The organism is Phyllobacterium sp., assembly GCF_037994425.1.
Classification (GTDB): Bacteria; Pseudomonadota; Alphaproteobacteria; order Rhizobiales; family Rhizobiaceae; genus Phyllobacterium.
The window spans coordinates 1-8,290 of the sequence record NZ_JBBNAM010000213.1 but is presented as its reverse complement, the minus strand read 5'-3'; the positions used below and the strand labels follow the sequence as shown (position 1 = coordinate 8,290).

Sequence of the window (8,290 nt, the reverse complement as noted above, 5' to 3'; positions counted from 1 at the left end):
CTCCGCACCGGGTGATTCTAGTGCCGAGAATATCTTCTGAATGGAAAGGCGCGACTCCGGTCCTCGCGCAAACTCATCATACGCCGCGCACGCGGCGTCGACGAACGACTGGAGAGCTTCGTTGCGGTCTGTCATTGCATTTACCCTCTCTTCAAGCGCAGCGAGTCGCAGCTACCGGTCCACAACCAGGTCGGTCAGTGGCTTCGAGCAGCATGGCAGGAACATGCCGGCGTCGATTTCGCGCTGGCGAATCCCGCCGCCATGTTGCATGTCGACCTTGCCGCTGACCAGCTTCGACTTGCACGTTCCGCAAATTCCACTTGCGCAGGACGAAGGCAGGCGAACGCCGGATTTTTTTGCCGCCGACAATATCGATTGGCTTGCAGAAACCTCGATTGCCTTTGCTTGTCGGGCGAAGGTTACCTTGAATTTCGAGACGACGGCCTCGCCAATGCTTTCCGTGGCGACTGTAGTTTCGTCGGCCAAAGGATCGAAGCTTTCCTCAAGGTACCGAGTTGGATCAGCGCCAAGTTCATGCATTATTCCACGGACGGCCGCCATAAATGGTGCGGGTCCGCAGCACATGGTGAAACGCTCCGCAAGATCGGGAACGGCAGAACCGAGATACTCCTTCGATATCCGCCCAACGGTTCCGACGAACCCGGGCTTTCCGCCGATCCTTTCCGGCAAAAGCATCAAACGAAAATTCCGCATGGTCCGGGCGCGGAATTCGAGCTCGTCGTGGAAAATGAAATCCTGCGGCGTCCTTCCCGCGTGGAGAAAGACGATGTCAGGAAACAGATGCGCGTCGTCATAAGCCCTCAGGATGGACATGAGCGGCGTAATCCCTGACCCACCCGACAGAAACAAATATTTGCCGTCCGTCTCGGAGGGTATCGTAAAGCCCCCAACCGGACCTTGCGCCTGAATTTCCATGCCCGGCGCAAGATTATCGTGCAGCCAATTCGACACGATGCCGCCTTCGACGCGCTTCACAGTGATTGATATAGACCTCGGCCGCAAAGGCGAGGACGATATGCTGTAGCAGCGTCGTTCCACGATCCCCCCGGTTTCAACTTCAAAGCTGAAATACTGCCCAGCCCTGAAATTGAAGTAACGCCTCTCCTTGCACACAAAGGTGAAGGTTTTCACATCATGGGTCTCGTCCCGAATGTCAGCGCAGATCATCTCCTGGTTCTGCGCCGGGTCCCAATAAAGACCGTCCTCATTGCACGATAGTGGCGACAGCATCTTCAGTATCCGTTCTCGCGCATCTGGTCGACGTACCAGGTGGCAAAGTTATCGAGTTGCTGTTCGGTGAACCTGGAGTAAGGCCCGGGCTCGTAGGCGGGATCAAGAACACCGGAGTGCGCCCGAGCGACCAGTTCCGCATCCTGCTCAGTTGTGGCAACCCACACGCTGGTTAGCTTCTCGAGATCGTAATCCACGCCTTCGACGGCTTCCCTGTGCACGATCCATGTCGTCCTGACGAGCGTCGTATCGGGGCTCAGGGGAATGATCATCGACGTCACCGCATGGTCCCCCATGAAGTGATGCCAACAATTGTGACCCCAAAGATGCGTATCCCCGAGGTCCTTTCGCGTCATTGTCCCGAGAAGTACGTTGGAAGCTGCCGTGGCATCCGGCGTCTGCGATTCACCTGCCCCGGCGATGATCAGGCGTTGCGTGCGAAAATTGGTCGTGCAGTTGAGCACACCTTCGACTGCCGCCGACTTATGGCCCTCGGCTTCCCAAATGCGGGTTCGCTCCTCGTAAAGGGCCTGGTGTTCTTCAGCCTCGGCCCGGTCCTCCTCACTCAAACTCGCAGGGTCAAATCCGAAATCGAGGTCGATGAAAGAGACGCAAAGCTCAGGATGATTGGCCGAGCAATGGTAACACTCGCGATTGTTCTCGATCGTCAATTTCCAGTTGCCCCTTTCGATCACGTCTGACTGATACGCCACCTTGGCGTTTCCGATGTCGTAGGGCGCGAGTCGCTCTTCCATTGTCTCGGCGAGGTGCTGCACGTCTGCTGGCGGGTTGTCGGAAAGACAGACGTAGATCAGTCCGCCGATCGATCTGAAGTTTACGGGCTTCAGGTTGTGGCATGAGCGGTCGAAATCCGAACCCATGTGCGGGGCATGAATGAGCTCGCCGGTCAGTTCATAAGTCCACTGGTGATAGGGACAGACGAGTTTTGAAACCACCGTCGACCCGGCGTCGAGAAGGCGCGAGCCTCGGTGGCGGCAAACGTTGTGCACGACCTGTATATTATTATCGTCATCGCGCAGGAGAATGACGCTCGTTTGTCCGATATCAATGACTTGCGCATCGCCAGGTTCAGGCACATCGCATTCAAGCCCGACGCAGATCCAATGGCGACGGAAAAACACTTCCATGTCAGCTTCAAAAATATCCTGACGGGAGTAGAACTCGGCGGGAAGCGAAAATCCCGCGCGACGACTGTCCAGCAGCGTCGAAATCTCAGTGCGCGTCTGAAGCATGGTCGTTCTCTCCTGGTTTTGAGAATAATCCCCTCGATTTGCACAACCTTCAACGGCAGAAATATTCAAAATTCGCTTGAGAAAATGTCATGCAAATTCCACACTGACAGATGATTGCTGTGTCGTTTCAATAGGTGCGCCTTGGTTGGCTTTCGAAAGAATGTTCCATCTCTGAATGCTCTGGTCGCGCTTGAAGCTGCGGCGAGGCACAAGAGCATTACGCTCGCGGCCGCTGAGCTCAGTGTGACGCAGTCGGCGGTCAGCCGGCAGATAAGCGCGCTCGAAGCGGAACTCGGAACGAAATTATTCGTGCGCAAACACAGGTCCATAGAACCTACGTCGAATTGCCTTTTGTTGGCATCGTCCTTGGCCAATAGTTTTTCGGCAATCAGTGAGAGCGTCGACCTTGTAAGATCAAGCAATCGAAGTGAGACGGTTACCATCGGCGCCACGCTTGCTTTTTCCACCCTCTGGCTCCTGCCGAGACTGAGCGAATTTCGACAGCGGTTTCCGTCGGTTCAGATGCGGGTGGTGTCGCAAGATGCTCGCATTCAACTTGAATCCGGCGAAGTCGATGTCGCTATCCGCTTTGGAATACCGCCATTCGAAGATGCAGACGTAATTGCTTCAAGGCCCGACACGATCTTTCCTGTCTGCTCGCCGGAATACGCAAAACGCCTCGATAATGTTGCGCACTTCTACAACGCAGATGCGGAGCTGATTGCGAACGACGTTTCCGAACGAACCTGGTATTCGTGGGGCGACTGGTTCGCGCGCGCTGGCATCAAGGCGCATGTTCCGAAGCCGACCCTGCGATTCAATCATTATGCGGACGCGTTGCAGGCCGCCCGGGCAGGTCAGGGAATCATGCTTGGCTGGAATGTCCTCGTGAATAGTTTCCTGCAGGACGGATCGCTCGTTCGCCTGGGTGATCTCGTTGTCACACCCGAGGGGCGGTACAATGTGCTCGTTCCGAAACGAGCCAAGCGGATGGCCATTCGTGAGATTGCGGCCGAATGGATCGCAAGCAATCTGTAAGTATGAACTTACATCTCGTTATGGCGCTTTAGTCTCGGACCTTGTGTCTCACCGTAAGCTTTCTTGAAGGCTATTTGAAGTGCCCGCGGTTTCAAAGCCGACCTCGACGGCTATCTCGATGAGCGGTGACTTGGTCTGCAGGAGCAGCACTCGCGCGCGATGCAATCTCAACGCCATAGGCTTGAGCGAGCGGGCGCGTCCTGTCTTTTCATGGAAGAGACGCTCCAACAAGGCGCGTCCGCTTCGCTGCCGCCATGCATTCAAGCGGTCGTGCTAGTTATTTGGCGTCAATTTTTCCATCACGCTGTCAAGGTTGAAGCTCGCAGGCTTCTGCCGGATTGGAAACTCGTTAAAACTCTCCAGCCACTTTGCCACTACCGCCTGCGAAGGAACGACGACAAAAGCTCGATCGAAGAACCACTTTTCATATTCAATCGAGGTGTCGCCCCGCTCGAATGGGTCAGCTCTCAAGTTGAAGAGAAGCGGCACCCGGAGGTCTGTGAATGGCTGCCGCCACACACCGATGCCCTCATGATCCTGCGATTTGAACACGACCTTCCAATCCTGGACGCGCACGGCGACGAGTTCGCCGTCGTCGTTCCAATAAAGGAAGTCGTGGCGTGGCGATTCGGCGGCGCTTCCAGTGAAAAACGGCATTAGGTTGTAGCCGTCGAGATGAACCTTGAAGGTCTTTGCGCCTGCAGTGTAGCCCCGGAGGCACTTGTTGACGATGTCCGGTTCGCCGCCCGCCGCACAGAACGTCGGAATTAGGTCGTAATGCGAGAACGCCTCATTGTAGATCGTGCCAGGCTTGATGACGCCGGGCCATTTGATTAGCGTTGGAACGCGGTAGCCGCCCTCCCAGTTCGTGGCCTTTTCGCCGCGGAACGGGGTGTTGCCGCCGTCCGGCCAAGTCATGACCTCCGCGCCGTTGTCGCTAGTGTAGACAACGATGGTATTGTCGACGATGCCGAGGTCATCGAGTTTCTTCAATAGCAGCCCAACATGACCGTCGTGTTCCACCATCCCGTCCGGATAAATGCCCTTGCCCGACTTTCCTTCAGACTCCGGCTTGAGATGGGTGTTGACGTGCATCCTCGTCGAGTTGAAATAACAGAAGAACGGTTGGCCGGCCTTGTGCTGCCGGTCGATGAAATCGATAGCCGCTGCGGATGTTTCTTCGTCTATTGTTTCCATGCGCTTACGGGTGAGAGCTCCCGTGTCTTCAATCTTTCCGTCCGCAAAGGAGTGAATGACGCCCCGTGGTCCAAAACGCTTCCGAAATTCCGGGTTCTTCGGATAGTCAGGATTCTCGGGCTCCTCCTCGGCGTTCAAATGATAGAGGTTACCGAAGAACTCATCGAAGCCATGATTAGTCGGCAGGTGCTCATCCTTATCGCCAAGATGGTTCTTGCCAAATTGCCCGGTGGCATAGCCGAGCGGTTTCAATAATTCCGCAACGCTTGGGTCTTCGGGCTGTATGCCCACATCAGCGCCTGGAAGTCCCACCTTGGTCAACCCGGTCCGAATAGGGGATTGCCCGGTGATGAAGGCTGCGCGTCCGGCGGTACAGCTTTGCTCGCCGTACCAGTCGGTGAACATCGCCCCTTCATTCCCGATGCGGTCAATATTCGGTGTTCGGTAGCCCATCATACCGCGATGATAGATGCTCGGATTGAACCATCCGATGTCGTCGCCCATGATTACAAGTATGTTGGGCTTGTTCTGTGCAGCTCCAGATTGTTGGGACTGCTGTGCCTGTGCCTTTGGCGTTGCCGCTGTAAGCACAGCAGACGCTGCCGCAAGGGCAGTTCCGCCGAGCAACAGGTCGCGCCGGTTCAGACCACTGTTCTCGTTCTCGCCATTCTTGGGTTTCATCTGCGTGCTCCCTTCCGAAAAAGACATACGCACTGACGTGCCGGCAGCTTCGCATGATCAAGCCAGAACAAAGCCTGGGATGGGAGTACGTTACGGTTACAACCGACCCCGCGGCATCAATTGGAAGCCGGGAGAGAACGATTGGGCCAATAGCCGCTGTCTGCGCGTTTCGTTTCACGCACACGTTCCCATATAGGGCGCGATCGGATCGACAATCGCATAAGGTCGAAGAAGAAGGTGCCAAGGCAACCATACCTGCACTATTTGCAGACACATAGCTCACGACGAGGAGAAACCGATGTACATTCTCTATGGGGGTGACTTTACCCGGGCACCGCTTGTCCAATGGGTACTTGGGGAAGGAAATATAGCGTACGAATTGCGAAAAATAGACATTCTGAATGGCGAACACCGGTCCCCAACCTTTCTCGCCATAAATCCGTCTGGCCTGGTGCCAGTTCTGATTACTCCTGAGGGGGACGCACTCTATGAAGTAGCCGCGCTGATGCTATACCTTGCTGACAGGCATCAACTCAGAGAACTTGCCCCTCAACTTACGGATCCGGACAGGGGGCAGTTTCTCTCGGCGGTTTTCCACATCGCCTCTGACATACAATCCGATATGAAGCGCTTCCATTTCCCGCACCGCTTCTCGCTGAGAAGCGAGGATAACGCCGGAATACAGGAGCTGGCAAAAACGCTCGTTCTCAGCCGCTTGAACGTCATGAACGCAAGGCTCGCAAAAAGCGGCCCATACGTTCTGGGCAACCGCTTCTCTCTTGCAGATTTTTATTTGAGCTTTTGGGTTGCGTATCTCGACCGTGAGGCCGTATGCGAGCGCTTCCCGTCAATTGCAACACTATACACCTTGGTTCGATCTCGTCCGAGCGCAACGCCCTATCTAGATGAGACTGAGCAGATGGCCGCGACCTATGCAACGATGATGAAAGACAAACCCGCGGGCGTCATTACCTAGCGCCGGCCCGCGCTCACATCTTAAAAACGTATTTGTTTCGGGCGAAGCACCGAACGTTTTACAATGTCCGCCTAAAGGGTCTTTGCGCGCGTCAGATTCCTCAACGAGGGGGCCGAACTAAATACCTTTGTCCGCTTTGCGCCTAATCTGACGCTTACTTGGCGGGTGCGATGTCTTCCAGCTTCCACGTCTTGTCGAAATAGGGCTCTTCAGGACCATAAAAGCGGAAGATCGGAAACCAGCCCTTGCCGGGAACTGTTTTTATCCAGTTGCCCTTCTCCTTTGGTTCATCCGGACCAAAGGCAATGTCAACGGACCCATCCGGATTGATTAGAGGCTTCACGTAACTGCTGACGGAAGGAATGGGCTGCCCATTTTGCAGCTCCGAGCGGCTGAGCGCATCGTAAACAACCACCGACCAGAAATTTTTGGCCGGTATGTTGGGAAGGACGTGCAACTTGTAGTTCTTTGCTCCATCAAGAAAGTTCCCATCGGCGTCGCGATAGGTCCACAGATATTGCGAACCCTCGCCGACGTTCTTGGCCATCATCGCCGGCGAGTTGCCTGCTGCCATGTAGTAGACATTATTGCGGGCATCGATCTGCGGCGCGCCATCCCTGCTGAAGGTGTAGGTCATGCCTTCCCGAACGCCTTGCCACTGTCGGTCCGGGTAATAGAACACACCGGGCGCAGACGACGCAAAGGTGTTGGCCCGCGCCATGGCTCCGCCGAGACGCGCGGCCTCGGCGAGAAGCGCCTTGGTTTTTTCATCGGGATTGAACGGTTTGCCCTTCTCGATGCCAATGGCCATCATCATCGAGCGCTCCAGCGGGCCGAAGTTCTCGGCGGGTTCTTCCTCAACCAGTTGCGCCAGGAGCTCGAAGAACTGGAAGTTGTCAGGGAACACCGTGTTGATGTCCTTGTTGGAACCGTTGAGGAACTCCATCTTGGGCGGAGAAGATGCCTTGGTAAGCGGATAGACCTTGATCTCTTTCATCAGCCCAACAGCCTGATCGGTCTTGCTTTGACCTGAAAGCCGCGCAGCCCGAGCGTCACTGAATATGTCGGAGAACGTTTGACGAAAATACCCCTTCGGAACCTTGCCTTTGAAACCGGGCGGCAGCACAAGAAACTTGCCGCCCTTGCCCTTGTCGTCGCCAAGCGGGCCGACATCCGCGATGTAGCGAGCCCGTCCTGAAGAAACCCTAGCATCTTCGGCGGAGCCTCGACGACGGTGGGGCCGTCGGTTTTCAGATCAAGGTGACTCAAAGCATAGACCGTTTCGGTGTTTGCCGTCAGCAACACCGTTTTGGCATCCATCAGGTTTTCCCAGATCACCACCTGCGCCGGTTTTTTTGCACCGAAAGCACGCAGCCCCTCACGAAGGCCGATCTCGCTGACGGGCATCAATTGGGTGAGATAGACCTCTATCGCCTGATTGAGCTTGCGCAGGTCGAGCAGGCGTTCGGCGGCGTCGCCAACCGGGTAACCGCCCTTGAATTCAAACTCGCCAGAGCGTGTCTTCAGCGTCTCGGTGCCGAGCCAACCGTAGGGGTTTTGCTCCTGCGCGTGTGCGGGCAGGTTTAGGCAAACTGTTCCCGCAAGGACAACAACCGCAGCGAGTGCTCGATACTGTCGCATAGCCTCAATTCCTCCGAAGAGTGCATTGTAAGCGCAATGTGACCGTGAACTTGGTGAGGCGACAGTACGTTACTGTTACAGTCCTCAAGGATATGTGGTTCAAGTTGAGGTTGCATGATCACTCTGGGCCAAAGAACGAACCCGCTCGCGCGGGAGGGGCGCGGACTTTGAGGCGTGTGCCTGGTTGACGGTATCAGTGAGGCTTTGATCGATCAGAGGTGACGGGTGGCCGGAGACCTCCGAGCATGAAGGG

Annotated in this window: 7 protein-coding genes; 2 read left to right on the top strand and 5 right to left on the bottom strand. The window is 55.7% G+C overall.

Annotated features, from left to right (window positions below; all coding sequences use genetic code 11):
• Nucleotides 1-171 precede the first annotated feature (171 nt).
• Entirely contained in the window at nucleotides 172-1,251 is a 1,080-nt protein-coding gene (locus tag AAAB35_RS14945) for a hybrid-cluster NAD(P)-dependent oxidoreductase (protein ID WP_340669076.1), read from the bottom strand.
• Between the two features lie 2 nt (nucleotides 1,252-1,253).
• Nucleotides 1,254-2,504 (bottom strand): SRPBCC family protein, encoded by a 1,251-nt coding sequence (locus AAAB35_RS14940; RefSeq protein WP_340669075.1) that lies wholly within the window; start codon nucleotides 2,502-2,504, stop codon nucleotides 1,254-1,256.
• Nucleotides 2,505-2,645: 141 nt separating this feature from the next.
• Here AAAB35_RS14940 and AAAB35_RS14935 point away from each other — a divergent pair, with 141 nt between their 5' ends.
• Complete coding sequence (locus tag AAAB35_RS14935; RefSeq protein ID WP_340669074.1) at nucleotides 2,646-3,542, top strand: LysR substrate-binding domain-containing protein; 897 nt, start codon at nucleotides 2,646-2,648, stop codon at nucleotides 3,540-3,542.
• A gap of 273 nt (nucleotides 3,543-3,815) precedes the next feature.
• On the opposite strand, the gene AAAB35_RS14930 is transcribed toward AAAB35_RS14935, so the two are convergent.
• A complete protein-coding gene (locus AAAB35_RS14930; RefSeq protein ID WP_340669073.1) occupies nucleotides 3,816-5,420 on the bottom strand; it encodes an arylsulfatase in 1,605 nt (534 codons plus the stop codon).
• A 298-nt stretch (nucleotides 5,421-5,718) separates the two neighbouring features.
• Here AAAB35_RS14930 and AAAB35_RS14925 point away from each other — a divergent pair, with 298 nt between their 5' ends.
• On the top strand, nucleotides 5,719-6,396 hold the full coding sequence (locus AAAB35_RS14925; RefSeq protein WP_340669072.1) for a glutathione S-transferase family protein: 678 nt from the start codon (nucleotides 5,719-5,721) through the stop codon (nucleotides 6,394-6,396).
• 154 nt (nucleotides 6,397-6,550) lie between these two features.
• Here the strand turns inward: AAAB35_RS14925 and AAAB35_RS14920 are convergent, their stop codons facing one another.
• The gene (locus AAAB35_RS14920; RefSeq protein ID WP_340669071.1) at nucleotides 6,551-7,393 is read right to left on the bottom strand and encodes a DUF1214 domain-containing protein; all 843 of its coding nucleotides are present in this window, start codon (nucleotides 7,391-7,393) and stop codon (nucleotides 6,551-6,553) included.
• Nucleotides 7,393-8,037 carry a DUF1254 domain-containing protein gene (locus AAAB35_RS14915; protein WP_340669070.1) on the bottom strand — a complete coding sequence of 215 codons (645 nt, stop codon included), beginning with the start codon at nucleotides 8,035-8,037 and terminating at the stop codon, nucleotides 7,393-7,395. Before AAAB35_RS14915 ends, AAAB35_RS14920 begins: the two co-directional genes overlap by 1 nt.
• Nucleotides 8,038-8,290 lie beyond the last annotated feature (253 nt).